This window comes from Tabrizicola sp. (assembly GCF_030373185.1).
In the GTDB taxonomy this organism is placed as follows: Bacteria; Pseudomonadota; Alphaproteobacteria; order Rhodobacterales; family Rhodobacteraceae; genus Tabrizicola.
Genome location: NZ_JAUCZH010000003.1, coordinates 121445 through 145857 on the forward strand (window position 1 = coordinate 121445; position 24413 = coordinate 145857).

At 61.7% G+C, this 24413-nt stretch carries 25 protein-coding genes; 14 read left to right on the plus strand and 11 right to left on the minus strand.

Translation table 11 applies throughout. The features are described 5' to 3' along the window. Positions 1 to 29 precede the first annotated feature (29 nt). Genes hslV through mutS form a run of 5 tightly spaced genes read left to right on the plus strand, consistent with a single transcriptional unit; the run spans position 30 to position 6643 of the window. Positions 30 to 587: an ATP-dependent protease subunit HslV gene (hslV, locus tag QUV21_RS07230; protein WP_300853964.1), complete on the plus strand. Its 558-nt coding sequence runs from the start codon at positions 30 to 32 to the stop codon at positions 585 to 587. Continuing rightward, entirely contained in the window at positions 584 to 1657 is a 1074-nt protein-coding gene (locus tag QUV21_RS07235; protein ID WP_300853965.1) for a hypothetical protein, read from the plus strand. Before hslV ends, QUV21_RS07235 begins: the two co-directional genes overlap by 4 nt. Further along, positions 1654 to 2949, plus strand: a complete 1296-nt coding sequence (gene hslU / locus QUV21_RS07240; RefSeq protein ID WP_300853966.1) for an ATP-dependent protease ATPase subunit HslU — start codon at positions 1654 to 1656, stop codon at positions 2947 to 2949. The genes QUV21_RS07235 and hslU overlap by 4 nt, the downstream gene beginning before the upstream one ends. A gap of 3 nt (positions 2950 to 2952) precedes the next feature. Beyond that, the gene (locus QUV21_RS07245; protein WP_300853967.1) at positions 2953 to 3963 is read left to right on the plus strand and encodes an aldo/keto reductase; all 1011 of its coding nucleotides are present in this window, start codon (positions 2953 to 2955) and stop codon (positions 3961 to 3963) included. A gap of 49 nt (positions 3964 to 4012) precedes the next feature. Then, positions 4013 to 6643 carry a DNA mismatch repair protein MutS gene (gene mutS / locus QUV21_RS07250; RefSeq protein ID WP_300853968.1) on the plus strand — a complete coding sequence of 877 codons (2631 nt, stop codon included), beginning with the start codon at positions 4013 to 4015 and terminating at the stop codon, positions 6641 to 6643. 86 nt (positions 6644 to 6729) lie between these two features. Here the strand turns inward: mutS and QUV21_RS07255 are convergent, their stop codons facing one another. Next, complete coding sequence (locus tag QUV21_RS07255; RefSeq protein WP_300854162.1) at positions 6730 to 7281, minus strand: nucleotide exchange factor GrpE; 552 nt, start codon at positions 7279 to 7281, stop codon at positions 6730 to 6732. Then, positions 7278 to 8348, minus strand: coding sequence for a heat-inducible transcriptional repressor HrcA (gene hrcA, locus QUV21_RS07260; RefSeq protein ID WP_300853969.1), 1071 nt, complete (start codon positions 8346 to 8348; stop codon positions 7278 to 7280). Before hrcA ends, QUV21_RS07255 begins: the two co-directional genes overlap by 4 nt. A 90-nt stretch (positions 8349 to 8438) precedes the next feature. Here hrcA and rph point away from each other — a divergent pair, with 90 nt between their 5' ends. From rph to hemW, 3 genes are read left to right on the plus strand one after another with little or no spacing between them, the layout of a single operon-like run. Further along, positions 8439 to 9155, plus strand: a complete 717-nt coding sequence (rph, locus tag QUV21_RS07265; protein WP_300853970.1) for a ribonuclease PH — start codon at positions 8439 to 8441, stop codon at positions 9153 to 9155. Next, complete coding sequence (gene rdgB / locus QUV21_RS07270) at positions 9155 to 9763, plus strand: RdgB/HAM1 family non-canonical purine NTP pyrophosphatase (RefSeq protein WP_300853971.1); 609 nt, start codon at positions 9155 to 9157, stop codon at positions 9761 to 9763. The genes rph and rdgB overlap by 1 nt, the downstream gene beginning before the upstream one ends. An 8-nt stretch (positions 9764 to 9771) precedes the next feature. Then, positions 9772 to 10944 carry a radical SAM family heme chaperone HemW gene (hemW, locus tag QUV21_RS07275; protein ID WP_300853972.1) on the plus strand — a complete coding sequence of 391 codons (1173 nt, stop codon included), beginning with the start codon at positions 9772 to 9774 and terminating at the stop codon, positions 10942 to 10944. Here hemW and QUV21_RS07280 read toward each other — a convergent pair. From QUV21_RS07280 to QUV21_RS07310, 7 genes are all read right to left on the minus strand, one after another. Next, positions 10941 to 11855 carry a ParB/RepB/Spo0J family partition protein gene (locus QUV21_RS07280; RefSeq protein WP_300853973.1) on the minus strand — a complete coding sequence of 305 codons (915 nt, stop codon included), beginning with the start codon at positions 11853 to 11855 and terminating at the stop codon, positions 10941 to 10943. The genes hemW and QUV21_RS07280 overlap by 4 nt on opposite strands. 3 nt (positions 11856 to 11858) lie before the next feature. After that, the gene (locus QUV21_RS07285; RefSeq protein WP_300853974.1) at positions 11859 to 12668 is read right to left on the minus strand and encodes an AAA family ATPase; all 810 of its coding nucleotides are present in this window, start codon (positions 12666 to 12668) and stop codon (positions 11859 to 11861) included. Then, positions 12661 to 13296, minus strand: coding sequence for a 16S rRNA (guanine(527)-N(7))-methyltransferase RsmG (gene rsmG, locus QUV21_RS07290; protein WP_300853975.1), 636 nt, complete (start codon positions 13294 to 13296; stop codon positions 12661 to 12663). The genes QUV21_RS07285 and rsmG overlap by 8 nt, the downstream gene beginning before the upstream one ends. Then, positions 13293 to 15158, minus strand: a complete 1866-nt coding sequence (gene mnmG / locus QUV21_RS07295; protein ID WP_300853976.1) for a tRNA uridine-5-carboxymethylaminomethyl(34) synthesis enzyme MnmG — start codon at positions 15156 to 15158, stop codon at positions 13293 to 13295. The genes rsmG and mnmG overlap by 4 nt, the downstream gene beginning before the upstream one ends. 12 nt (positions 15159 to 15170) lie before the next feature. Further along, entirely contained in the window at positions 15171 to 16457 is a 1287-nt protein-coding gene (gene mnmE / locus QUV21_RS07300) for a tRNA uridine-5-carboxymethylaminomethyl(34) synthesis GTPase MnmE (protein WP_300853977.1), read from the minus strand. Positions 16458 to 16487: 30 nt separating this feature from the next. Next, positions 16488 to 17759, minus strand: a complete 1272-nt coding sequence (rho, locus tag QUV21_RS07305) for a transcription termination factor Rho (protein WP_300853978.1) — start codon at positions 17757 to 17759, stop codon at positions 16488 to 16490. A 189-nt stretch (positions 17760 to 17948) separates the two neighbouring features. After that, a complete protein-coding gene (locus QUV21_RS07310; protein WP_300853979.1) occupies positions 17949 to 18398 on the minus strand; it encodes a CopD family protein in 450 nt (149 codons plus the stop codon). Positions 18399 to 18826: 428 nt separating this feature from the next. On the opposite strand from QUV21_RS07310, the gene QUV21_RS07315 reads away from it, so the two are divergent. The 4 genes from QUV21_RS07315 to dnaQ are packed head-to-tail and all read left to right on the plus strand — an operon-like array spanning position 18827 to position 21540. Then, on the plus strand, positions 18827 to 19420 hold the full coding sequence (locus QUV21_RS07315; protein ID WP_300853980.1) for a nucleoside triphosphate pyrophosphatase: 594 nt from the start codon (positions 18827 to 18829) through the stop codon (positions 19418 to 19420). Next, positions 19417 to 20256 carry a shikimate dehydrogenase gene (locus QUV21_RS07320; protein WP_300853981.1) on the plus strand — a complete coding sequence of 280 codons (840 nt, stop codon included), beginning with the start codon at positions 19417 to 19419 and terminating at the stop codon, positions 20254 to 20256. Before QUV21_RS07315 ends, QUV21_RS07320 begins: the two co-directional genes overlap by 4 nt. Then, positions 20253 to 20843 (plus strand): dephospho-CoA kinase, encoded by a 591-nt coding sequence (gene coaE / locus QUV21_RS07325; protein ID WP_300853982.1) that lies wholly within the window; start codon positions 20253 to 20255, stop codon positions 20841 to 20843. The genes QUV21_RS07320 and coaE overlap by 4 nt, the downstream gene beginning before the upstream one ends. Position 20844: 1 nt before the next feature. Then, positions 20845 to 21540: a DNA polymerase III subunit epsilon gene (gene dnaQ, locus QUV21_RS07330; protein ID WP_300853983.1), complete on the plus strand. Its 696-nt coding sequence runs from the start codon at positions 20845 to 20847 to the stop codon at positions 21538 to 21540. Between the two features lie 6 nt (positions 21541 to 21546). On the opposite strand, the gene secB is transcribed toward dnaQ, so the two are convergent. Together secB and QUV21_RS07340 are read right to left on the minus strand one after the other, a co-directional pair. Continuing rightward, positions 21547 to 22074, minus strand: coding sequence for a protein-export chaperone SecB (secB, locus tag QUV21_RS07335; RefSeq protein WP_300853984.1), 528 nt, complete (start codon positions 22072 to 22074; stop codon positions 21547 to 21549). 66 nt (positions 22075 to 22140) lie between these two features. Beyond that, positions 22141 to 22599, minus strand: a complete 459-nt coding sequence (locus QUV21_RS07340; RefSeq protein ID WP_300853985.1) for an FxsA family protein — start codon at positions 22597 to 22599, stop codon at positions 22141 to 22143. Positions 22600 to 22716: 117 nt separating this feature from the next. Between QUV21_RS07340 and QUV21_RS07345 the strand changes: the two genes are divergently transcribed. Together QUV21_RS07345 and QUV21_RS07350 are read left to right on the plus strand one after the other, a co-directional pair. Beyond that, positions 22717 to 23376 (plus strand): Tim44/TimA family putative adaptor protein, encoded by a 660-nt coding sequence (locus tag QUV21_RS07345; RefSeq protein WP_300853986.1) that lies wholly within the window; start codon positions 22717 to 22719, stop codon positions 23374 to 23376. Positions 23377 to 23386: 10 nt separating this feature from the next. Next, positions 23387 to 24412: a murein transglycosylase A gene (locus tag QUV21_RS07350; protein ID WP_300853987.1), complete on the plus strand. Its 1026-nt coding sequence runs from the start codon at positions 23387 to 23389 to the stop codon at positions 24410 to 24412. Position 24413 lies beyond the last annotated feature (1 nt).

Below are 24413 nucleotides of genomic sequence, written 5' to 3' on the forward strand. Positions count from 1 at the left end.
CATATAGAAGCATGACAACGGAGGTCGCCATGGCGGATGACAAATTCCCCGGCTGGCACGGCACGACGATCCTTGCCGTCCGGCGCGGAGGCGAGGTGGTAGTGGCGGGCGACGGGCAGGTTTCGCTTGGCCAGACCGTGATCAAAGGCACCGCGCGCAAGGTGCGCAGGCTTACGCCCGGCGGGCATGACGTGGTGGCGGGCTTTGCCGGATCAACCGCCGATGCCTTCACCCTGCTGGAACGGCTGGAGAAAAAGCTGGAGGCCGCGCCAGGCCAACTGGCCCGCGCCTGCGTCGATCTGGCGAAGGACTGGCGCATGGACAAGTATCTGCGCAATCTTGAGGCCATGCTGATCGTGACCGACGGGCGCGATCTTTACGTCATCACTGGCGCTGGCGACGTGCTGGAGCCGGAACATGACATCGCCGCCATCGGGTCAGGCGGCAACTTCGCCCTGGCTGCCGCACGCGGTCTGATGGCCACGGATCTGCCCGCCGAGGATATCGCGCGCCGCGCCATGGCGATTGCAGCTGACATTTGCGTCTATACCAATGGCAATCTGACCGTGGAGACGATCCGGAAATGACCCCCGAAGACCTTCGCGCCGCCGTTGCTGCCGGGATCGTGACCGAGGCGCAGGCGGCGTCGCTTGCAGCACTGATCAACGGCCGATCCGGTCGCCGCGCCGCCCTGCCCGCCGAGGATGAGCCGTTCGAGTTTTTCCGCGGGTTTTCCGAGATCTTCATATCGATCGGTCTGATCATCCTGCTGGCGGGCATCCTAGGGCTGGTCACGATCATGACCCAGGGATTGCTGCTGACTGCCCTGCCCTTTGTCACGGCGTTGGTTGCGTGGTGGTTCGCAAACTACTTTACGCTCAAGCGCCGCATGACCTTGCCTTCGATGGTGCTGGCGGTGGCTTTCGGAATCGGACTTCTGACCTTTGTCTTCACCTTCGTGGCGCCCAATGTGACCAACGGCAGAATGATTTCCATCCTTGGGTTCAGCCTTGCCACCGCTGGGATGATCACCTGGTACCTGCGTTTCAAGCTGCCTTTCGCTGCCTTCCTTGTGGGCTGCTTTGCGTTGGGTGTCGTTTACTCCGTGACCGCTTCCGCGACGAATGTCGTGGGTTTGGTGGCAGGCGGAGCGCTTGGTAAGGGCGGCTACCGCGCCCTCTTTGACCTGACCGAGAGCCCCGCCTTCGCGACCGCAACCCTGCTTTTCGGCATCGGTGCCTTTCTTGTCGGCATGTGGTTCGACACCCGCGATCCGCACCGCCTTGGCCGCCACTCTGCCACCGCCTTCTGGTGCCATCTTCTGGCTGCGCCAGCGCTGGTCAACACCGTTGCCATCACGCTGATGAACGGCAGCGGGACCAGGTTCCTTGCCCTTGCGCTGCTCCTGATCACCGTCCTTGCGCTTGTGATCGATCGCCGGTCGTTCCTGACTGCGGCCATCGCCTATATCGCCATCGTCATCACCTGGGTGATGGGTGACAGTGGCGGGACACAATGGATCTTCACCCTTCTCCTTCTCGGCGCGTTCATCACCGCCATCGGAACCTGGTGGGTGCAGCTTCGCGCCTGGTTGATGCACATCCTGCCCGACTTCCCCGGAAAATCGCGCCTGCCCCCTTACGGAAGCACAGAATGACCGACCTTACCCCCCGCGAAATCGTATCCGAGCTTGACCGCTTCATCATCGGGCAGGCCGACGCCAAGCGTGCCGTTGCCGTGGCGCTGCGCAACCGTTGGCGCAGAAAGCGGTTGGGCGATGACCTGCGCGATGAGGTTTACCCCAAGAACATCCTGATGATCGGCCCAACCGGTGTGGGCAAGACCGAGATCAGCCGTCGCCTTGCCAAGCTGGCGAAGGCTCCGTTCCTGAAGGTCGAGGCAACGAAGTTCACCGAAGTGGGCTACGTCGGCCGCGATGTCGACAGCATCATCCGCGATCTGGTGGATGTGGCGATCAACGACACCCGCGCCCAGATGCGCGAAGACGTGAAGGCCCGCGCCCACAAGGCCGCCGAAGACCGGGTGATCGAAGCCCTTGCCGGCAAGGACGCCCGCGAGCAAACGCGCGAGATGTTCCGGGGCAAGCTGAAGCGTGGAGAACTTGACGACACGATGATCGAGATTGACGTCGCGGAAGCCGCGCCCCTGCCGATGGGCATGGGGATGCCGGGGATGGAACAACAGATGCAGGGCTTGCAAGACCTGTTCAAGGCCTTCGGCGGCCGCACCAGTCGCAAACGGATGACGGTGCTGCAAAGCCACGACATCCTCCTTGGCCAAGAGGCCGACAAACTGCTGGATGATGAGGCAGTAAAGGCGGCGGCGCTGGAAGCGGTGCAGGAAAACGGCATCGTCTTTCTGGACGAGATCGACAAGATCTGCGCCCGCGCCGATGCGCGCGGGGCGGATGTGTCGCGTGAAGGCGTGCAGCGCGACCTTCTGCCCCTTATCGAAGGCACAACCGTTTCCACCAAGCACGGCCCGGTCAAGACCGACCACATCCTGTTCATCGCGTCAGGCGCGTTCCACATCGCCAAGCCATCGGACCTGTTGCCCGAACTGCAAGGCCGCCTGCCGATCCGGGTGGAACTGCAACCTCTGACCGAAGCCGATTTCGTCCGCATCCTGACCGAGACGGACAATGCGCTAACCCTGCAATATTCCGCGCTGATGGGAACCGAGGAGGTGACGGTAACCTTCACCCCAGATGGCATCGCCGCCCTTGCCCACATTGCCGCCGAGGTGAACCGCAGCGTCGAAAACATCGGTGCGCGGCGGCTGTATACGGTGATGGAGCGGGTGTTCGAGGAGCTTTCCTTTAACGCGCCCGACCGTCCCGGCACCGAAGTTACCGTCAATTCCGCTTTTGTAGAGACGAATCTTGGCGCGCTTTCCCGGTCTGCCGACCTGTCGCGCTATGTGCTTTGACCCATGACCGTCATCGCCCCACCTGCCCCGCGTTTCCCTGAAGACTGGCCGCGCTTTGGAATGGGAAGCGCCTCGCTTGGCAATATCTTCGCCACCTATTCGGAAAGCGATGCGGCAAGGACTTTCGCTGCCGCATGGGATGCGGGGGTGCGCTATTTCGACACCGCGCCGTGGTATGGGCATGGGCTGGCCGAACATCGTCTGGGGGCCGCCTTGCGGGGCTGGCCGCGTGATCAGGCGTTGATTTCGACCAAGGTTGGCCGGGTCTATGATCCTGCCCCGCGCGGACAGGATGCGCGGGTGCAATGGCAAGGCGGGCTCAACTTCGCCGTTCGCTATGACTATTCGGCCGAAGGTTTCGCCGCATCGCTGACCCAAAGCAGCTTTCGGCTGGGCCAGCCATCGGTTGAAGCGCTGATCATCCACGACCTTGACCGCGACTATCACGGCCCCGCCTTTGACGGCCACATGTCGGCGCTGACCGGGACCGGACTGGCCTACCTGCATCGCCTGAAGGCTGACGGTCAGATTGCCGCCGTCGGCATGGGGATGAACACCCTGTCCGACTTCACCGAAATCGCCCCGTGGATCGAGGTGGATTTCTTCCTTGTCGCCATGCCCTACACCTTGGCGGATCAGGCAGCGCTGCATGGCCCGATGGCAGATTGCGCGCGGCGCGGGATCAAGGTGATCATTGGTGCGCCCTTTGCCTCGGGCCTTCTGGCCAACCCGTCAGCGCCGGGGGTGATGTATGCCTATGCCCCCGCCAGCGCCGAGATGGTCACCAAGGCCCGCGCGATCGAATCGGTCTGCGCCCGCCATGGCGTGCCGCTTGCCGCTGCCGCCTTGCAGTTTCCGTTGCTGCATCCAGCGGTCGTGTCTGTCATCCCGGGCGCTGTTTCGGCGGCTCAGGCCCGACAGAACGCCGAAAATGTCGCGCGGCCGATCCCGCCTGATCTCTGGTCCGACCTCAAGATGCAGGGGTTGATCGACCCGGGCGCCCCTACCAGTTGAAAGCGACAGCCGCCACGGTGTAAGGTCGGGCTTCAGCCGGGGGTAAGCCGTGACCGATGACGCCGTGACGCCGATGATGGCGCAGTATCTGGAAATCAAGGCGCAGAACCCCGGCGCCATCCTGTTCTACCGGATGGGCGATTTCTACGAGATGTTCTTTGACGACGCGGTCGCCGCATCGGCCGCGCTGGACATCGCATTGACCAAGCGCGGCTTTCACCTTGGCGCGCCCATCGCAATGTGCGGCGTTCCGGTCCATTCGGCGGAGGGCTACCTTCTGACGCTGATCCGCAAAGGCTTTCGTGTCGCCATTGCCGAACAGCTTGAAGACCCCGCCGAGGCGAAGAAGCGCGGGTCAAAATCCGTGGTCAAGCGTGATGTCGTGCGGCTGGTTACCCCCGGCACCCTGACCGAAGATTCCCTGCTGGAAGCCCGCCGCCACAACTTTCTTGCCGCCTTTTCCGAAGTGCGCGGCACGGCAGCCTTGGCTTGGGCCGATATCTCGACCGGTGAGTTTCGGGTGATGCCATCCTCGCTCGTCCGGCTTGGCCCAGACCTCGCCCGCATCGCCCCAAGAGAGCTGTTGCTGAATGAGGCGCAGGAACGTGAAATAGTCTCTGACATGGCGGAAAACGGGGTTTCGATTACGCCCCTGTCACGCGGCAGCTTCGACAGCACCAATGCGGAAAAGCGGCTGTGCGACATGTTCAACGTCGCCTCGCTTGATGCCTTTGGCAGCTTTGACCGCGCCGAGGTTTCGGCCATGGGTGCGCTTCTGGACTATCTGCACCTGACTCAACGTGGCCACCTGCCCCTGTTGCGCCCCCCGGTGCGCGAGGCCTTTGGCGCCGCCATGCAGATCGACGCCGCAACCCGGCGCAATCTGGAGCTGACGCAAGCGCTGTCCGGCGGTCGCGACGAGTCACTTCTGGCGGCAGTGGACCGGACCGCCACCGCCGCCGGCGCGCGGCTTCTGGAGCGGCGGCTGTCGGCACCCTCGCTTGATCTTGCGCTGATCCATCGGCGGCAAGACGCCCTGCGCCACCTGATCGAACAACCCGCCCTGCGTGACCGCCTGCGCGAAGCCTTGCGCCGGGTGCCGGACACGGACCGCGCCCTGTCCCGCCTGGCGCTTGATCGTGACGGACCGCGCGACATGACAGCAATCCGCGCCGGGCTGGAACAGGCCGCAGCCATCGCGGGCCTTTTGTCCGACACCCCACCCTTGCTGGCCGAGTCTGCCACGGCATTGGTCGGCCACGACGCGCTGGTCGACCTTCTGACGCGGGCGCTGGTCGAGGAACCGCCGCTTCTGACCCGCGACGGCGGCTTCATCGCCCCCGGTCATGACGCCGAACTGGATGAAACCCGCGCGCTTCGGGATGAAGGCCGTGGCGTCATTGCCCGGATGCAGGCGGATTATGCTGAAAAGGCCGCGATTCCCGGCCTCAAGATCAAGCACAACAACGTGCTGGGCTATTTCATCGAGGTGACAACCACCCATGAAGATCGCATGCGCGCCATGCCGGAACTGTTCATCCACCGCCAGACCACCGCAGGTCAGGTTCGCTTTACCACCCTTGCCCTGAACGAGCTTGAAACACGCATCCTGAACGCCGGCAACCACGCGCTAGAGATTGAAAAACGTCACTATTCTGGACTGAAAGCCCAGATTCTCGATCTGTCCGCCCCTATCGCCCAAGCGGCAAGGGCGCTGGCTGAGATCGACCTCGCCGCCGCCTTTGCCGACCTTTCCGCCGCCGAAAACTGGTGTGAACCAAAGATCGACGACAGCCGCGCCTTTCAGATTGTCGGCGGTCGTCATCCGGTCGTGGAACGTGCGTTGCGCCAACAGGGCGGCGCGCCCTTTGTCGCCAATGACTGCGCCCTGACCGATGCTGAAACCCCTGCGATCTGGCTTCTGACCGGGCCGAACATGGCCGGGAAGTCCACATTCCTGCGCCAGAATGCCCTGATCGCGCTACTGGCGCAGGCGGGCAGCTACGTCCCTGCCACTTCGGCCCGCATCGGCCTTGTCAGCCAACTGTTCAGCCGGGTTGGCGCTTCGGATGATCTGGCGCGGGGTCGGTCAACCTTCATGGTCGAAATGGTGGAAACCGCCGCCATCCTCAACCAGGCCGATGACCGCGCGCTGGTGATCCTTGATGAAATCGGTCGCGGTACCGCCACCTATGACGGGTTGTCCATCGCCTGGGCCACGCTGGAGCACCTGCACGAGGTGAACCGCTGTCGCGCCCTTTTCGCCACGCATTACCATGAAATGACGGCCCTTTCCGCAAAACTGCCCGGCGTGGAGAACGCCACTGTGACCGTGAAGGAATGGGAAGGTGAGGTCATCTTCCTGCATGAGGTCCGCAAAGGTGCCGCCGACCGCAGCTACGGCGTTCAGGTCGCGCGGCTGGCGGGCCTTCCGGCATCAGTGATCGAACGAGCAAAAGTGGTTCTTGAGGCGCTGGAGAAAGGCGAACGCGAAGGCGGCTCGCAAAGGGCGCTGATCGACGATCTGCCCTTGTTTCGCGCAGCGCCACCACAGGCCGCGCGCCCCGTCGCCAGAACTTCGGTGGTTGAGGGCATTTTGGAGAATATTCACCCCGATGAACTGACACCGATCGCGGCCTTGAAACTGATCTACGACCTGAAACAAGCCGCTAAAACTTGACTAAAATTCGCCTTCCTCTCTGGAAAAATATCCTCGGGAGGGGTCTGGGGAGGGCAGACAGCCCTCCCCAGCCTTGATGGAGCACATCAACCCGGGGTCGAGGAAACACCCACCTGCGCCGGGCGCAGCAGCCGGTCGTGCAGCAGGAAACCTTCGGTCATCACCTGAATGATCTGGCCCGCCTTGGTTCCGGGCAGCGGTGCTTCGAACATTGCCTGATGCAGTTGCGGGTCGAAAACGTCGCCAATCGCGGGCGAAATCGTGGTGATGCCGTGCCGTGTCATGACGTTGGTCAGTTCCCGCAGGGTCAGTTCTACCCCTTCGATCAAAGCGGCCGAAGCGGCGCGGCTTTCCTCGGGGATAGCCTGCAAGGCCCGGCTCAGGTTGTCGTGAACGGGCAAAAGGTCACGCGCAAGGCGGGTGCTGCCGTAAAGTTCAGCCTCTTTCCGGTCACGGTCGGCCCGCTTGCGCGAATTCTCGGCCTCGGCCAGCGCGCGCATGAACTTGTCGCGCATCTCGTCGCGTTCGGCGCGCATTTCCTCCAGCTCGGCGGCGGCGTCCATTCCGAAATCTTCCAGCTCCACCTCGGGCGAAGCTGCTTGTTCCTGCGTCATCTTCAGTCCTCGTCTGTCTGTCAGCCCTTGCCCCGATCCGAGACAAGGCGGCCCACCAGCTGGGCGGTATAATCCACGATCGGGACAATCCGGCCATAGTTCAACCGGGTCGGACCGATGACGCCCACCGCGCCGATGATTTTCCGATCAGCGTTCATATAGGGAGAAACCACCAGACTTGAACCGGAAAGTGAGAAAAGCTTGTTCTCTGACCCGATAAAAATGCGCACGCCGTCGCCGGTTTCGGCAAGGTTCAGAAATTCTGCGATGTCACGCTTGCGTTCGAGGTCGTCAAACAGCACCCGGATTCGTTCAATCTCCGCCGCATTGGCCGCCTCTTCGATCAGATTGCCGCGCCCCCGGACGATCAGCCGTTCCGAGCTCTTGCCTGCATTTTCCCACAGGGCCAGCCCGCTTTCGACCAGTTGCCGCGCCAGAACGTCGATTTCCTGCCGACGATTGGTAATCTCGTTCGTCACGTTGCTGCGAAGTTCCGAAAGCGTGCGCCCTTCTGCCAGCGCGTTCAGAAAATTCGCCGCTTCGCGCATCGAGGATGGCGTCTGCCCCGGCGGTGGCGAGAAGATGCGGTTTTCAACCTGACCATCGGCAAATACCAGCACCACCAGAGCGCGGTCCGGTGCTAGGCTGACAAATTCGATATGGCGGATCGGGGCTTCGCGCTTTGGCGCCAGCACAACACTTGCCCCCCGCGTGATGACGGAAAGCGCCGCGCCGACATCATCCAAGAGCGAGGTTACGTCCTGATCGCTGGGTAAAAGCGTGGCGTCGATCCGCTCCTGATCTTCTGGCGCAACGGTGCCGACCTCCAGCAGGCTGTCAACAAACATCCGCAGGCCCAACTGGGTGGGAACCCGCCCAGCCGACACATGCGGGCTGTCCAGAAGACCCAGATATTCCAGATCCTGCATCACGTTGCGCACCGTTGCCGCCGACACCTTTTCAGACAGGGTGCGCGTCAGGGTGCGAGACCCGACAGGTTCACCCGAGGTCAGATAGCCTTCGACCACACGCCGAAACACCTCACGCGTGCGGTCGTTCATGTCGGTCAGGATGGGCTGCGGGTTGGTCATGGGCGGTGCATGAGGATCAGCGACTCAATCGGGGTTGCATACCGGGACTATGGTTGCATATGTGGCCACATCCCAGCGAAAGGTCCGGCAATGCGCCCGTCAGGCAGAAAATTAAGCGATTTGCGCGCGGTTTCAATTGAAACCGGCGTGACCAAACATGCTGAAGGCTCTTGCCTGATCCGTATGGGTGACACCCATGTCCTTTGCACCGCGAGCATCGAAGACAAGCCGCCACCGTTCCTGAAGAACACCGGCCAGGGCTGGGTGACGGCGGAATACGGCATGCTGCCGCGCGCCACCAACACGCGCACCCGGCGGGAGGCTGCTTCGGGTAAGCAATCGGGCCGAACGCAAGAGATTCAACGGCTTATCGGTCGGTCATTGCGCGCGGGGGTTGACCGCAACGCCCTTGGCGAACGACAGATCGTTATCGACTGCGATGTGATTCAGGCCGACGGCGGCACCCGCTGCGCCGCGATCACAGGTGGCTGGGTCGCTTTGCGGCTGGCGGTGAACAAGCTTTTGAAGGCGGGCGCCATCGTCAGCGACCCGATCCTTGACCACGTCTGCGCCGTTTCCTGCGGGATCTACGCTGGCCAGCCTGTTCTTGACCTTGATTATCTTGAAGATTCCGCCGCTGGAACAGATGGCAACTTTGTCATGACCGGAGCCGGCCGTCTGGTGGAGGTGCAGATGTCAGCAGAAGGCGCCGCCTTCAGCCAGGAAGAGCTGCTGCACCTTCTGGATCTTGCCCGCGCCGGAAATGCCGCCCTTGTTGCCGCGCAAAAGGCGGCCTTGAGTCTTTGATGCCCGGCCTGATCGGGGACCGCCTGCTTGTCGCGACGCATAATCGCGGCAAGCTTGAGGAAATCGCTGATCTTCTGGCGCCCTACGGCGTGTCGGTCGTTGGTGCGGGCGATCTTGGCCTGCCCGAACCCGAAGAGACCGAAACGACATTTGTCGGCAATGCCCGGCTAAAGGCCCATGCCGCCGCCAAAGCCAGCGGTCTGGTAGCGCTGGCCGATGATTCCGGTCTATCCGTCGATGCCCTTGACGGTGCGCCCGGGGTTTTCACCGCAGATTGGGCAACCACCACCAAAGGTCGCGACTTCGCCGTGGGGATGAAGCGTGTCTGGCGGGAACTGGAGACGATCCACGCCCCCGAGCCCCGGCTTGCGCAGTTTCGCTGCACCTTGGTTCTGGCCTGGCCTGACGGGCAAGATCTTGTTTTCGAAGGCGTTTCGCCTGGTCGCCTGGTCTGGCCGGGACGCGGGGAACAGGGCCACGGATTTGATCCCATCTTCATGCCTGATGGCTATTCCCAGACCTTCGGTGAAATGGACCGCTGGGAAAAGAACCGCCTGAGCCACCGCGCCGATGCCTTCAAAAAGCTCGTCGCGGCCTGTTTTCCGTGACACAGCCGATGGAAGACTGGCGCCATGCGGGCTTTGGGCTTTACCTCCACTGGCCATTTTGCCAGTCGAAATGCCCCTATTGCGACTTCAACAGCCACGTCGCCGCCCATGTGGACCAAACCCGCTGGCTGGCCGCCTTTCAGGCTGAAATTGACCGCATCGGCGCATTGACCGAAGGCCGCCTTCTCAACAGCGTTTTCTTCGGCGGAGGCACGCCTTCGCTGATGGACCCGGCGCTGGTTCAAGGCATTCTGGACCGGATCCGCGAAACCTGGAGCCTTGCGAATGATGTCGAGATCACGCTGGAGGCCAACCCCGGTTCCGTCGAGGCGGCCCGATTCGCAGCCTATGCCAAGGCGGGCATCAACCGTGTTTCCCTTGGGATTCAATCCCTTGACGACACTGACCTGCGCCGACTTGGCCGGATGCATTCCGTTGAAGAGGCCCGCACCGCCATCGCCACCGCACAAGCAACCTTTCCCCGCGTCAGCATTGACCTGATCTATGCGCGGCAAGACCAGACCCTCGCCGGCTGGCGCGATGAACTGCGCCGAGCGCTTGATTTTGGCACCTCGCACCTGTCGCTGTATCAGCTGACAATCGAAGACGGCACGGTTTTTGGGCAGATGCACGCCAAGAACCTGCTGCGCGGCCTGCCGGTTGAAGACCTTGCCGCCGACATGTTCGAGCTCACACAGGAAATCACCCGCACCGCCGGCCTGCCCGCCTATGAGGTGTCGAATCACGCCACCCCCGGCGGCGAATCGCGGCACAATCTGATCTATTGGCGGATGGGTGACTATGCCGGCATTGGCCCCGGCGCTCATGGTCGCTTGACCCTGCCGACTGGCCGTTTCGCGACCGAGGCAGAGCGGGCGCCGACGCTTTGGCTTGAAAAAACCCTGCAACGCCCCGGGTTAGCCGAACGGTCCGTGACGCTTGGTGCGGAAGATCGGGCGACCGAATACCTGATGTTCGCTCTGCGCTTGCGAGAGGGCGCTTCGCTTTCGCGCTATGCCGCTTTGGCGGGTTCCGACTTGCCGCAAACGGCGCTGAACGATCTGGCCGGGCTTGGCCTCTTGCGGCAAGAGGGCGACACGATCCAGACCACAGATTCGGGCGTCATGGTGCTGAACGGCGTGCTGCGCAACTTGTTGGCAGGTCGCCACAGCGCGGATTAATCTTCTCCGATTATCCCAGCATCTTGTGTCTGAGACAGCAAACGACACAGCATATCGAGATCATCGAGGCTAGCGTAGCGAATGGTCAACTGGCCTTTCTCACCGCCCGGCTCATGATCAATGCGGACCTGCATACGAAGATTGGCAGAGATGTCGGCCTCCAACGCGCGGGTATCGGCATCCTTTTCCTGCCCCTTGGAGGGCTTCCGATCAGATTTCTGTTCGCCGGGCTGCTGCTTGACCAGCCGCTCTGTTTCGCGCACGGAAAGCCCTTTTGCGGCGACCTGTATCGCCAGTTCCCCCACTTTCGGGCTACCGATCAGAGCGCGCGCGTGGCCTGCGCTTAGCGTGCCATCCCGAACCATGTCCTGCACTTCGGTCGGAAGGGTCAGCAAGCGCAGAAGGTTGGCAACATGACTGCGGCTGCGGCTTAACGCTTCGGCCAGCTTCTCCTGTGTATGACCGAATCGGGTCATCAGCTGCCGAAAACCCAGCGCCTCTTCGATGGCGTTCAGATCTTCGCGCTGGATATTCTCGATGATGGCGATTTCCAGAACTTCGGTATCGCTCAGATCGCGCACGACAACAGGCACTTCGTGCAGTTGCGCAAGCTGTGCGGCCCGCCAGCGCCGTTCACCCGCAACAATCTCGTACACATCGCGGCCCGGCTTCCGTCGCACGATCAACGGCTGGATCACCCCTTTCTGGCGAATCGAGTCTGCCAGGCTATCCAGTTCTTCGCGCTTGAAGTCCAGGCGCGGCTGCTGCGGATTCGGCTCCAGCTTGTCCACCGGCAACATGAACTCGGCCTTTCGCCCGCTTGGTTGCTGGTCCGGGCCGGCCAGATTCACATCGGCCATCAAAGCTGAAAGTCCCCGGCCCAGCCCACGCTTTTCATTCTTGCCGCTCATTCGTCAGACCTCTGAAACTGCTGGAATTTTTCGCCGGTCGGCAATCTCTTTTGCCAGCGCGCGATAGGCGGCCGCGCCCTTTGACGTCGTGTCATAAGTCAGAACGGGAAGTGCGTGCGAGGGTGCCTCACTTATGCGAACGTTCCGAGGGATAGTCGTTTTCATCACAAGTTCACCCATATTCGCCCGGGCATCCGCTTCTACTTGGGCGGTCAGATTATTCCGGCTGTCGTGCATGGTAAGAACCACACCCTCGATTCGCAGCGCGGGATTTGCAGATCTTCGGACATCGCGAATCGTAAGCATCAGCTGCGAAAGCCCCTCCAGCGCAAAGAACTCGCACTGCAACGGCACAAGAACCGAATCGCAGGCGACAAGCGCGTTGACGGTCAGCAAGCTCAATGCGGGCGGACAATCGATCAGAATGTAGTCGAAGCCGTAGGTGTCCATCAAAGGCTGGCGAAGGGCATCGTGCAGCAAGTAGCTGCGCTTTTCGTTCGATACGATGTCAAGATCGGCAGACGAAAGATCCGCATTTGCCGGGATAATCTTGACATCGGGAAATGCGGTGCCGATCACTACATCTTGTAGGTCTGCTCCATCTACAATCAGATCGTAGCTTGTTTTCTTGCGTGCCTCCGGCCTGATCCCCAGCCCGGTGGAAGAGTTGCCTTGCGGATCAAGGTCTACCAGCAGCACTTTGCGGCCCAATTCAGCCAGACCAGCAGCAAGATTGATGGCGGTGGTTGTCTTGCCAACCCCACCTTTCTGGTTTGCAAGCGCCATGATGTGAGTGCGCGATGCGTCAGTCATTTTTTGCACGTCTTATCTTCCTGATCACCAGAACGGCTGACCCCGGTTCTGACAGACTGGAGTGGGTGTCAACCTCGAAGTCCCATGACTTTCGCGCTTCGGTCAATTCCTCGGCAAACCGGGCGCCTTTCGGAAATATTGCCGAGCCGTCAGAGCGCAGGTGCCGCTCGGCGAACGGCAGAAGCCCCACAAGCGGCGCAAGAGCCCGTGCGGACAGAACATCTGCACCAAGCTGCGGAATTGATTCGATCCGGTCATTCAGAACGCACACTTGCAGGCCCAAGCTTTGCGCAGCCTGACGCAGAAACGTTGCCTTGCGCGCATCCGACTCGACCAGAGTGATCCGCAGATCAGAGTTCTGCCCTTTTGCAAGTATCGCAATCACAAGGCCGGGAAACCCCCCACCTGAACCCAGATCGACCCAGTTTTGGGTGGCAGTTGGGGCCAACTTGTAAAGCTGCGCGGAATCAACGATATGCCGGTCAAACAGATGCGAAAGACTGGTCGCGCTGACAAGATTGACCGCAGGGTTCCAGCGCCGCACGAGTGCCGCGAAGGCCTCCAGCGCTTCGAATGTTTCACGTGAAACATCGAGCCCGGCGATCCGAAGTTCGCCCGAAGCGTTCATCCCGCCTGCCGCTCCGCTGAAGGTTTGCGCAAGTGCGATAGAACCAGCAGCAGCGCCGCCGGAGTCACGCCCTCGATTCGGGCGGCCTGAAGGAGTGACTCCGGCTGTTGTCGTCCAAGCTTCAACTTAAGCTCGTTCGACAAGCCGGAAATGAGATCGTAGTTGAAGCCGGCCGGGATCCGCTGCGATTCCTGCCGCCTCAGATCGGCCACCTCGCGCGACTGTCGGTCCGCATACTGGTCATATGTCGAATCGATCTGAAGCTGCTCCAGGACGGGAAATTCCACCTCTCGGAAGGCCGGAAACACATCCCGCAGGGACACTATATCTGCTCCGGGAAGCGACAGAGCCTCATAGCCGTTGCGTTTCACGCCATCACGACTGACGTTTACACCAGCAGCGCCCAGCTCCCTTGGCCCCAGCTTAACGCCCGCAAGAATCGACCTGCCGCGGTCGATTGCATCCAGCTTCGCCTCAAACGAAATCCGTCGCGCGTCACTTACGCATCCCGCCGAAAGCCCGACGGGCGTCAAGCGGCGGTCCGCATTGTCTGCCCGCACTGTCAGGCGGAACTCGGCCCGCGAGGTGAACATACGGTAAGGCTCTGTCACCCCGCGCGACGTCAGGTCATCAATCATCACGCCGATATAGCTTTCCGTCCGGCTGAATTCGACCGAAGCACGACCACAGGATGCAGCTGCCGCGTTCAGGCCCGCCACAAGCCCTTGTGCTGCCGCTTCCTCATAACCCGTCGTGCCATTGATCTGACCCGCGAAATACAGGCCGGGAACAGACCGGGTTTCCAGCGTCAGGTGCAGGCTGCGCGGGTCGAAATAATCATATTCGATGGCGTAGCCCGGTTGCAGAATCTCCGTCCGCTCCAAGCCGGAAATCGTGCGGATGTAGGCGTGCTGAACCTCTTCGGGCAGAGAAGTGGAAAGCCCGTTCGGATAGACGGTATGGTCATCCAACCCCTCAGGCTCGAGGAACACCTGATGCGAGGTCTTGTCGGCAAAGCGCACGATCTTGTCTTCAATCGACGGGCAATAGCGCGGGCCGACGCCTTCGATATGGCCACCATACATGGCGGATCGGGACAGGTTGTCCCGCACGATCTGGTGAGTCGCTTCGGTAGTGTGTGTGATTCCACACGAAATCTGGCGGGCTTCGGGGGCCCGGCTCAGAAAGGAAAACAGCGCCGGGTCGTCGTCGCCGGGCTGGCTGTCCAGCCGAGCCCAATCAATCGTGCGGCCATCCAGCCGCGGAGGCGTGCCGGTCTTCAGCCGCCCCACCGGCAGAGCAAGCTCCGCCAACTGCGCCGCCAGAACGCGCGAGGGCGAATCGCCCATGCGACCGCCTTGCATCCGTTGATCGCCGATATGAATGACCCCGTTCAGAAAAGTGCCTGCTGTCAGGACGACGCGCCCAGCCGAAAGGACCACGCCGGACGCCAGCTCCACACCGCTGATAGCGCCCCCGTCGATGCAGAGCCGGGAGACCTCGCCTTCAATGATCGTCAGGCCGGGCTGTCGGGCCAACTCCTGCTGCATCGCCTCGCGGTACAGCCGGCGGTCAATCTGGGCGCGGGGGCCCCGCACAGCCGGCCCCTTGCGGCGGTTCAGCAGGCGAAACTGGATGCCGGCACGATCAGCCATGCGGCCCATGACCCCATCCAGCGCGTCGATTTCCCGGACCAGATGCCCTTTGCCAAGCCCGCCAATCGCCGGATTGCAGGACATCGCGCCAATTGCTTCGGCCCGCAGCGTCACAAGGGCCGTGGCCACACCCATCCGGGCCGCAGCGGCGGCTGCCTCGGTTCCGGCGTGACCGCCGCCAATCACGATGACATCGTAGTGTTTCACGTGGAACATCTTTCACTTACCGATGCAGAAACTTGCAAAGATCTCACCCAGCAGATCATCGACATCCATCCGGCCGACCAGCGCATCCAGCGCCCGGACAGCCTGCCGCAGATGCTCCGCCGCCAGTTCGACCCGCGAGTCATCCCTTACCACCTCTGCCCGTGACTCGGCCAGAGCGGCGATAGCCGAGGTAACGGCGACACGATGCCGTTCGCGCACCAGGGTGCCAGCAGAGCCAACCCGACGCTGCAAGATTTCACCAATCCGCGCCATGAGTTCAGGCACGCCAGCGCCAGTCAGACCAGAAACAGCCAACCCACCATGCGCATATATTGTGTCAGCTTTTCCCAAAACCACAAGATCATCGCCACGCGGCACCATCCCAGTGAACGGCCCGCCATCGGTCAGGATCAACCGCAGGTCGGCGGCTTCGGCGCGCGCCAGGGCGCGGTCAATGCCCGCCTGCTCCAACCGGTCGGCTGTTTCACGCAGGCCCGCGGTATCAAGGAAAGTCACCGGCAATCCCGCAATTTCCATCCGCACCTCGATCACATCGCGCGTCGTTCCCGCGATTTCCGAGGTAATCGCCGCCTCACGCCCGGCAAGCTGGTTCAACAGTGTGGATTTCCCGGCGTTCGGCGCGCCGACGATTGCCACCTCGAACCCGTCGCGGATCCGTTCGGCGGCAGCTACCCCGGCCGCTTCGCGCCCAAGGTCGGCGACCAGACCGTCGATCAGCGCGAGCACTTCGGGCGAGACATCAACCGGCACGTCTTCATCGGCAAAATCTATGGTGGCTTCCAAAAGCGCCCCAGCACGGATCAGATCGCGCCGCCAGCGTTCCACCTTTTCACCCACGGCGCCGGACAGCACCCGCACCGCCTGCCGCCGCTGCGCTTCGGTTTCGGCGTCGATCAGGTCCGCCAGCCCTTCGACCTGTGCAAGGTCCAGCACGCCGTTTTCCAGCGCACGGCGGGTGAACTCCCCGGCCTCGGCCAATCGCAAGCCCGTTTGATCCGCCAAGGCACGCAAGACGGCGCCCACAACGGCCGGGCCGCCATGGGTTTGCAGTTCGACAACCTCTTCCCCGGTAAAGCTGGCATCCCTGGCAAAGGTCAGCACCAATGCCTGATCAAGGAGCGCGCCTTGCCATGTCAGGTTGCGCAGGCCTGCAACACGCGGGGCCGGGAGGTTGCCGCACAGCGCCTGCCCCACCGCGTAGGCCATCGGCCCCGAGATGCGGATAACGGCAACGCCCGCGCGCCCCCGCGCGGTGGCGGTGGCATAGATCGTGTCCATCCCTGCCTACCTTTTCGCTGCAACCACCGGTCAGGTGTTCATCGACTCGAAGAAATCCGCGTTGGACTTGGTCTGCTTCAGCTTGCCGATCAGGAATTCGATGGCATCCGTCGTCCCCATCGGGTTCAGGATGCGGCGCAGGACATAGGTCTTTTGCAGATCCATCTTGTCGACCAGAAGGTCTTCCTTCCGGGTGCCTGATTTCAGGATGTCCATCGCCGGGAACACGCGCTTGTCGGCAACCTTGCGGTCCAGCACGATTTCCGAGTTACCGGTGCCCTTGAATTCTTCGAAGATCACTTCATCCATCCGGCTGCCGGTATCGATCAGCGCTGTGGCGATGATGGTCAGCGACCCGCCTTCCTCGATGTTCCGGGCGGCACCGAAGAACCGCTTCGGGCGCTGCAGGGCATTCGCGTCCACACCACCGGTCAGCACCTTGCCCGAAGACGGCACCACCGTATTGAACGCACGGCCCAGACGGGTGATCGAATCCAGCAGGATCACCACATCGCGCTTGTGTTCGACCAGACGCTTGGCCTTTTCGATCACCATTTCGGCCACCGCAACGTGCCGCGTTGCCGGTTCGTCAAAGGTCGAGGCGACAACCTCACCCTTCACGGTGCGCTGCATGTCGGTGACTTCCTCGGGCCGTTCGTCGATCAGAAGGACGATCAGATAGCATTCCGGGTGGTTGGTCGCGATGGAATTGGCAATGTTCTGCAAAAGCACGGTCTTGCCGGTCCGCGGCGGTGCCACGATCAGGCCGCGCTGGCCTTTGCCGATAGGCGCCACCAGATCGATGATCCGGGCCGAGCGGTCCTTGATGGTCGGATCCTCGACCTCCATCTTCAGCCGCTCATCAGGGTAAAGCGGGGTCAGGTTGTCAAAGTGAACCTTGTGCTTGGCCTTTTCCGGGTCGTCGAAGTTGATCCGCGTGACCTTGGTCATGCAGAAATATTTCTCATTCTCCTTCGGAGCGGCAATCACCCCTTCGATCGTGTCCCCGGTGCGCAGGCTGAACTGCCGCAGAATGTCGGGCGAAACGTAGATATCATCCGGGCCGGGCAGATAGTTGGCTGAAGGACTGCGCAGGAAGCCAAAGCCGTCCTGCAACACTTCCAGCACACCATCGCCGCCGATTTCCCAACCTTCCTCGGCATGCTCTTTCAGGATCGAGAACATCATCTCGCCCTTGCGCATGGAGGGCGCATTCTCGATCTCCCATTCTTCGGCCATCGCCAGAAGATCAGCCGGGGTCTTGGCCTTGAGATCTGCGAGATTCAAACGTTCAACGGTCATGGGAAAATACCTGTGGCGCGGACCGGTCCATTTCGGGCCGGATCATCGCAGTTCTGGGACGGGAAGCGCATGGGCCGGACGGCCCCGCGCGCTTCGCTTACACCTCTGGCAGGTATCAAGTCAACTGCCCCGGAAAACGGGCTGCCTACCCCTTCAAGATGCCAGACAGCGACCGGTCGCCTTGTCCGCCTACCATTTCACGATCACCCCGAACACGATAAGGACCATCAGCACCGTCGGAACTTCGTTCATAAGCCGGTATGTGCGTCCACTGCGCTGGTTGGTTCCGGCGGCAAAGTCCTTGCGACGAACCGCAAGCCACATGTGAAACCAGGTCATTCCCAGAACCGACGCGGCCTTGACCCAAGGCCAGATCATCGACCAGTCCACAATGCCCGGGGTAAGAACAAGCGCCAGCCCGAAGACCCAGGTTGCAATCAGCGAAGGGTTCATGATCCCGCGCAGCAGTCGACGCTCCATCGTTTGAAACATCGTGTCGGTCCGACTGCCAGCCTGAACCTGTTCGGCATGGTAGACGAACAACCGCGGCAGATAGAAGATCCCCGCCATCCAGGTGATGACCGAAATCACATGCAGCGACTTTGTCACCAGGTACCAGTCAGCCAGCCATTGCGTCATAATGTTCCCCATCCCGCCCGTTGCAGGCCTTCGCTGCTCTTTCTTCTATAAAGAAGATTTGAAAGAAGAAATGAGGATGATGTAGGGCCTGTGCAGAACGGGATTGTCTGAACGCTCCACAGATCGGCCCACAAGGATAAACGCTGGGATAACCTTTGCACGGATCTGGTGGATTTGCCTGAGGATGAAAAAAACAAATACATTTCAGATATTTAAGTTGTAGATCCCGAAGGAAGACCACGTTTCGATCGATCTTGGTCAGTTCTGTATAACTTGCTGTCCCTTACCGCGTGACAATCCCATGCACAGAGGGATATCTCTGTCCCGTTCTGGGCTGACGCGGCTGGAATGACTGATCTTTGCGGGAAAGACGGCTTATCCCCGTTTCCGACCCACGGAACAAACCAAGGTTATACACAGGCTTACCCATGGCGATCATTCTGGCTTCCACCTCTGCGATCCGGCTTCAGGTGTTGCGTTCCGCGGGCCTGACGGTCGAACCAGTGGCAGCACGGGTTGATGAGGCGACCATCCGCGATGCCCTGATTGCCGAGGCGGCACACCCCCGCGACATCGCCGACACGCTGGCAGAGATGAAGGCCCGCAAGGTGGCGGAACGGCGGCCCGGTGATCTTGTGCTTGGCTGTGATCAGATCCTGGCGCTGGATGGCCGGATCTTTGCCAAGCCAACCTCAGTGGCCGAAGCCCGGAAACAGCTGGTTCAACTGCGCGGCAAGACGCACCGCCTGCTTTCCGCCGTCGTCGCCTATGAAAATGCCGAGCCGGTCTGGCGCCATGTGGCTGAAGCGCGGCTGACCATGCATGAGTTTTCCGACGCCTACCTTGACGCCTACCTTGCCCGGAACTGGGACAGCGTCTGCCACTCGGTCGGCGGCTACAAGATCGAAGAAGAGGGCGTTCGGCTGTTTTCTGCCATCACGGGCGATCATTTCACCATTCTTGGCCTGCCGCTGTTGCCGCTGTTGGCATGGCTGGGAACACGGGGCATTATTGACCGATGACCGACCATCCCCGCATTCCGCTTGCCGGCGTCATTGGCCACCCCATCGCCCACAGCCGCAGCCCGGTGCTGCATGGCTACTGGCTGCGCCGCTATGGGCTGAAGGGCCATTATATCCCGATCGACATCGCCCCAAGTGATCTGGCCGACCTGACCCGGACCTTGCCCCGGCTTGGTTTTGTGGGAGTCAACGTGACGATTCCCCACAAGGAGGCGATACTGCACATCGCCGATATCGTCACAGACCGGGCAGCCCTGATCGGGGCCGCGAATACCCTGATCTTTCGCAAGGACGGCAAGATCCATGCCGACAATACCGACGGATCCGGCTTTATCGCGAACCTGCGCCAGAATGCTCCGAACTGGATGCCGACCTCCGGCCCTGCCGTCGTTCTTGGTGCGGGCGGTGCCGCGCGTGCGGTGGTTGCCGCACTGATCGAGGTGGGGGTGCCGGAAATTCGCCTTGCCAACCGCACAAGGGCAAGGGCCGATGCGCTGCGGTCGGATTTCGGCGCCAAGGTGCATGTTCAGGAATGGGTGCAAGTCGGAAATCTGCTGGACGACGCCGCAACCGTGGTGAACACAACCTCTCTGGGCATGACTGGAAAGCCGGAATTGAGCGTGCCGCTGGACCGGCTGAACCCGCGCGCCTTGGTGACGGATCTGGTCTATACTCCGCTGAAGACACAGTTCCTGATCGAGGCCGAGGCAACGGGTTGCACCGTGGTTGACGGGCTGGGAATGTTGCTGCATCAGGCTGCCCCGGGATTTGAGCGCTGGTTCGGGATCCGCCCTGACGTGGATGACGCCACCCGAAAAGCCGTGCTTCAGGGATGAGCTTCCGGCTTGGTCTGACAGGGTCCATCGGCATGGGGAAATCGACCACCGCCGCCATGTTCGCGGATGAGGGCGTGCCGGTCTGGGATGCCGATGCTACCGTTCACCGGCTTTACGCCCCGGGCCAGCCTGCCGCGTTGGCGGTGGGCCGGTTGTTCCCGGGCGCGATAGACCCGGATGGCGCGGTAAACCGGCCCTGGCTGCGCGATATCATCGCCGCCGATCCCGCTGCGCTGGACCGTCTGAATGCCGCCGTTCACCCGCTGGTCGCCAAGGATCGCGCCGGGTTCCTTGCGGATCATGCCAAAGACAGGATTGTCCTTCTGGATATCCCGCTTCTGTTTGAAACCGGGGCCGATGCTGCTTGCGATGCTGTGGCCGTCGTCACCGCCCCGCCCGAAGTGCAGAGCGAACGCGTGCTTTCCCGGGGCATGGGTGAAGATGCCTTCGCCCTGATCCTGTCGCGCCAGATGCCCGATGCCGAAAAGCGCGCGCGCGCTGACTACATCATCCCCACGACCAGCCTTGATACCGCCCGCGCGGCGGTCAAGGATGTGCTGGCCGACATATCCCGCCGGATTGCCTGACATGCGTGAAATCGTCCTTGATACCGAGACCACTGGCTTCGAGCCGTCCGAAGGCCATCGCGTCGTTGAAATCGGCGCGGTGGAACTGATCAACCATCTGCCCACGGGGCAGACCTTTCACCAATACATCAACCCCGAACGCCTGATGCCGAAAGAGGCGTTCGAGGTGCATGGTCTGGGCGATGACTTCCTGCGTGACAAGCCGGTCTTTGCCCGGATCGGCCGCGCCTTCCTTGATTTCATCGCTGATGCGCCGCTGGTGATCCACAACGCCGCCTTTGACATGAAGTTTCTGAATTTCGAACTTGGCCGCGCCGGCTTGCCGACCCTGCCCCCCACCCGCGCCACCGATACGCTGTTGATCGCGCGGTCACGGTTTCCTGGTTCTCCGGCGTCGCTGGATGCACTGTGCCGCCGTTTCAACATCGACAATTCGATGCGCGAAAAGCATGGCGCGCTTCTGGACAGTGAAATTCTGGCCGAGGTTTATCTGGAACTGATCGGTGGCCGTCAGCCCGATCTGGTGCTGTCCGGCACGGCGACCAGCCCAAGGCGCGCAGGGCAGGCGGAGGCCGCATGGCGCCCCGGGCCGCGCCCGCAACCGCTGCCCGCGCGGATCACGCCGGAAGAAGCCGCCGCGCATGAGGCGATGGTCGCAAGGCTGGGCGATGCGGCCATCTGGGTCAAGCGGGCCTGAAAAGCCTCAGTTGGCTTTCTCGGCCGGGGCTTCTGCTTGGGCTTGCGCCCGGCGCGAGAGTTCCTGGCGGTAAAGCGCCATGAAATCCACCTGATCCACGTTCAGCGGCGGGAAGCCACCGTCACGAGTCACATCCGAGATGATCCGCCGGACATAGGGGAACAGCAGGCGCGGACATTCGATCAACAGGAAAGGGTGCAACTGGTCGTCGGCCACACCTTCGATGTGGAAGGTGCCGCCATATTCCAGCTCTAGCAGGAACAGCGTCTCGTTGCTGACCTTGTTGCGCGAGGTCACCTTGAACTTGGTGATCACATCATACTGATGCGCGACCGACCGCTTGCGGGCGTCAAGGCTGACCGCCACCTGAATGTCAGGCTGCACTTCTGCCCCGCTAAGGCCCTTCTGCACCACCAGATTTTCAAACGACAGGTCGCGGACATATTGCGCCAGAACCTGCATGCGAATCTGCGGCGCAGCGGCAGCGGCGGCCCCATTGCCAGACTCGTTGCCTGCCTCGTTTTCTTCGGCCATCGAACACTCCTTCAGGAAATTGCCGCGTTCCTAGCAGGTCGAGCCTGCGCCCTCAATGCTGGCGTCCTACTGGTTCGTCCATTTGGAGGGAGGGTTCTGCGGATCAGTCGACTCTTGCGGTGCGGCTTCCTGCCATTCGCCCTCGATGATTTCGGCATGGACGGTGGTTGACTGCATCCTTTTCAGTCTGCGGCTGATCAGCTTGATGAACAAAAGCCGCATCGGCGGAATCAGCAGCAGAATTCCAACCGTGTCGGTCAGGAAACCCGGCAGGATCAGCAATCCCCCTGCCATCGCAACCATCACGCGGTGCGCGAGGGGCGAATGCGGGTCGCTCAGCTCCGGCATGCTCCGGCTCAGGGAAACCGCGCCAAGCGAGGCAATTCCCTTCAGCACAATAACGCCGAGTGCTGCCGAAATTATCACCCATGCAAGCGTCAGCCAAAGGCCAAGCGCCCCACCCAGTTGGATGAACAAGCCGATCTCGATCAGCGGTATGGCAAGAATCGCTATAAAAACCCACATCTCTGCATCCTTCGGGCTTTCATCGCCCTTCCCCCGGTAGACTTCACCGGCACCCCACCCTACATAGGGAATTATAAGGCGCAAGCCCATCAGAACTCAGGCCTTCAGAGGTTTTAAATGAACGGATCCCTGATCCAGCTCTTGGTCCTTGCCGGGATCGCGATCTTCCTCATCCTCAAGCTGCGATCCGTATTGGGGACGCGCGACGGTTTTGAAAAGCCCCCGCTGCCGCCTGAAGAGGCGCGCCCCCGGGTCCGTCGCGACTTCGAGGTGATCGAAGGTGGTGCCGACCGGGATATCGTGGATCACGTTCCTGAAGGCTCAGATGCCGCCCGCGCCCTGTCGGCGATGAAACAGGCCGAGCCGTCCTTTGCCGTGACGCCCTTCCTGCAAGGGGCGCGCAGCGCTTATGAAATGATCCTGATGGCCTATGAGCGCGGCGATCTCGACTCGATCCGCGATTTTCTGGCCGACGATGTGGAAGCCAGTTTTGCCGAGGCTATCGCCGCCCGCGAAGCGCAGGGTCTGACTGTTGATGCCAGCTTTGTCGGCATGAAGGAGCTTGTGCTGCACGACGCCACCTTCAACCGCGAGTCCGGCATGGGTGAGATTTCGGTCCGCTTCGTCGGTGAGCAAACCTATGTCGTGCGAAACAAGGCCGGAGAGATCGTCGAGGGCAGCCCGCGTGAAATCAAGAAATCGCGGGATATCTGGACCTTTGCGCGTCACATGGGGTCGGACGATCCGAACTGGCAGCTTGTCGCGACCGGCGACTGACCGCTTTGGGATGCGCCCACCCTTTCGCATCCTTGGTCTTGTGGCGGTCCTGATGGCCGTCACGCCAGCCCCCGCCCAAGTGCTTGATTTCGAAGCGCTGGACGGTTGGCGCGAAGACGCCCATGCCGAGGCATTGGTCACGTTCCTGCGCACCTGTGACAAGCTTTCCGCCCCTGAGTGGCAGCCGATCTGCGCCGTCGCGGCAGATGTTCCGCAAGACGACATTTCAGCCCGGAGCTTTTTCGAACTGTTCTTCAAGCCGGTAGTCGTGGGCAACCCGCCCGCGCTTTTTACCGGCTATTTCGAGCCTGAGCTTGATGGATCTCCGGTGCGAAGCGGGCGGTTTCAGCATCCGATCTACCGCCGCCCGCCCGAATTGCAGGATGGCACGGTCTACCATTCCCGCGAAGCCATCGAAAAAGGCGCCATCGCCGGACGCGGGCTGGAGCTGGCGTGGCTTGACGACCCCATAGATGTTTATTTCCTGCAAGTCCAAGGCTCTGGCCGGATCAGGATGACGGATGGGTCGGTGGTGCGTGTGGGCTATGCCGGGGCGAACGGCCATGCCTATCGGTCCATCGGGCAGGAAATGGTGCGCCGCGGTAGTCACTCGATGGATCAGGTCTCGGCGCAGGAAATCGCGGGCTGGGTCCGCCGCAACCCCTCGGCGGGGCAAGAGCTGCTTTACACCAACCCCTCCTTTGTCTTCTTTCGCAAGATCGGCACGCTTGGCGCCGCCGATGGGCCTATCGGCGCAATGGGCCGGTCGATCACCACGCTGCGGTCGGTTGCCATTGACCCGAAGTTCACCCCGCTTGGCGCCCCCGTCTGGATCGAAAAGGATGGTCGCGGGCCGATCCGACGCTTGATGGTCGCGCAAGATACCGGCGGCGCGATCAAGGGGATGCAGCGGGCCGACATCTTCTTTGGCACAGGGTCGGCGGCCGGCAATGCGGCGGGAACCGTCAAGGATTCCGGGCGCATGGTCCTGCTTGTGCCGATCGACCGTGCCTACGCGATGCTGGAAGGCGGCTGAT

What these genes read in the sequence shown, in the direction of transcription:
- QUV21_RS07350 (WP_300853987.1), top strand. Translation starts at nt 23,387, where the DNA reads ATGCGCCCACCCTTTCGCATCCTTGGTCTTGTGGCGGTCCTGATGGCC.
- rho (WP_300853978.1), bottom strand. Translation starts at nt 17,759, where the DNA reads ATGACCGTTGAACGTTTGAATCTCGCAGATCTCAAGGCCAAGACCCCG.
- dnaQ (WP_300853983.1), top strand. Translation starts at nt 20,845, where the DNA reads ATGCGTGAAATCGTCCTTGATACCGAGACCACTGGCTTCGAGCCGTCC.
- hrcA (WP_300853969.1), bottom strand. Translation starts at nt 8,348, where the DNA reads ATGACCAACCCGCAGCCCATCCTGACCGACATGAACGACCGCACGCGT.
- coaE (WP_300853982.1), top strand. Translation starts at nt 20,253, where the DNA reads ATGAGCTTCCGGCTTGGTCTGACAGGGTCCATCGGCATGGGGAAATCG.
- QUV21_RS07310 (WP_300853979.1), bottom strand. Translation starts at nt 18,398, where the DNA reads ATGACGCAATGGCTGGCTGACTGGTACCTGGTGACAAAGTCGCTGCAT.
- hemW (WP_300853972.1), top strand. Translation starts at nt 9,772, where the DNA reads ATGGAAGACTGGCGCCATGCGGGCTTTGGGCTTTACCTCCACTGGCCA.
- QUV21_RS07345 (WP_300853986.1), top strand. Translation starts at nt 22,717, where the DNA reads ATGAACGGATCCCTGATCCAGCTCTTGGTCCTTGCCGGGATCGCGATC.
- QUV21_RS07285 (WP_300853974.1), bottom strand. Translation starts at nt 12,668, where the DNA reads ATGACTGACGCATCGCGCACTCACATCATGGCGCTTGCAAACCAGAAA.
- QUV21_RS07340 (WP_300853985.1), bottom strand. Translation starts at nt 22,599, where the DNA reads ATGTGGGTTTTTATAGCGATTCTTGCCATACCGCTGATCGAGATCGGC.
- rph (WP_300853970.1), top strand. Translation starts at nt 8,439, where the DNA reads ATGCGCCCGTCAGGCAGAAAATTAAGCGATTTGCGCGCGGTTTCAATT.
- QUV21_RS07280 (WP_300853973.1), bottom strand. Translation starts at nt 11,855, where the DNA reads ATGAGCGGCAAGAATGAAAAGCGTGGGCTGGGCCGGGGACTTTCAGCT.
- secB (WP_300853984.1), bottom strand. Translation starts at nt 22,074, where the DNA reads ATGGCCGAAGAAAACGAGGCAGGCAACGAGTCTGGCAATGGGGCCGCC.
- QUV21_RS07315 (WP_300853980.1), top strand. Translation starts at nt 18,827, where the DNA reads ATGGCGATCATTCTGGCTTCCACCTCTGCGATCCGGCTTCAGGTGTTG.
- mnmE (WP_300853977.1), bottom strand. Translation starts at nt 16,457, where the DNA reads ATGGACACGATCTATGCCACCGCCACCGCGCGGGGGCGCGCGGGCGTT.
- rdgB (WP_300853971.1), top strand. Translation starts at nt 9,155, where the DNA reads ATGCCCGGCCTGATCGGGGACCGCCTGCTTGTCGCGACGCATAATCGC.
- QUV21_RS07320 (WP_300853981.1), top strand. Translation starts at nt 19,417, where the DNA reads ATGACCGACCATCCCCGCATTCCGCTTGCCGGCGTCATTGGCCACCCC.
- hslV (WP_300853964.1), top strand. Translation starts at nt 30, where the DNA reads ATGGCGGATGACAAATTCCCCGGCTGGCACGGCACGACGATCCTTGCC.
- QUV21_RS07245 (WP_300853967.1), top strand. Translation starts at nt 2,953, where the DNA reads ATGACCGTCATCGCCCCACCTGCCCCGCGTTTCCCTGAAGACTGGCCG.
- QUV21_RS07235 (WP_300853965.1), top strand. Translation starts at nt 584, where the DNA reads ATGACCCCCGAAGACCTTCGCGCCGCCGTTGCTGCCGGGATCGTGACC.
- hslU (WP_300853966.1), top strand. Translation starts at nt 1,654, where the DNA reads ATGACCGACCTTACCCCCCGCGAAATCGTATCCGAGCTTGACCGCTTC.
- rsmG (WP_300853975.1), bottom strand. Translation starts at nt 13,296, where the DNA reads ATGAACGCTTCGGGCGAACTTCGGATCGCCGGGCTCGATGTTTCACGT.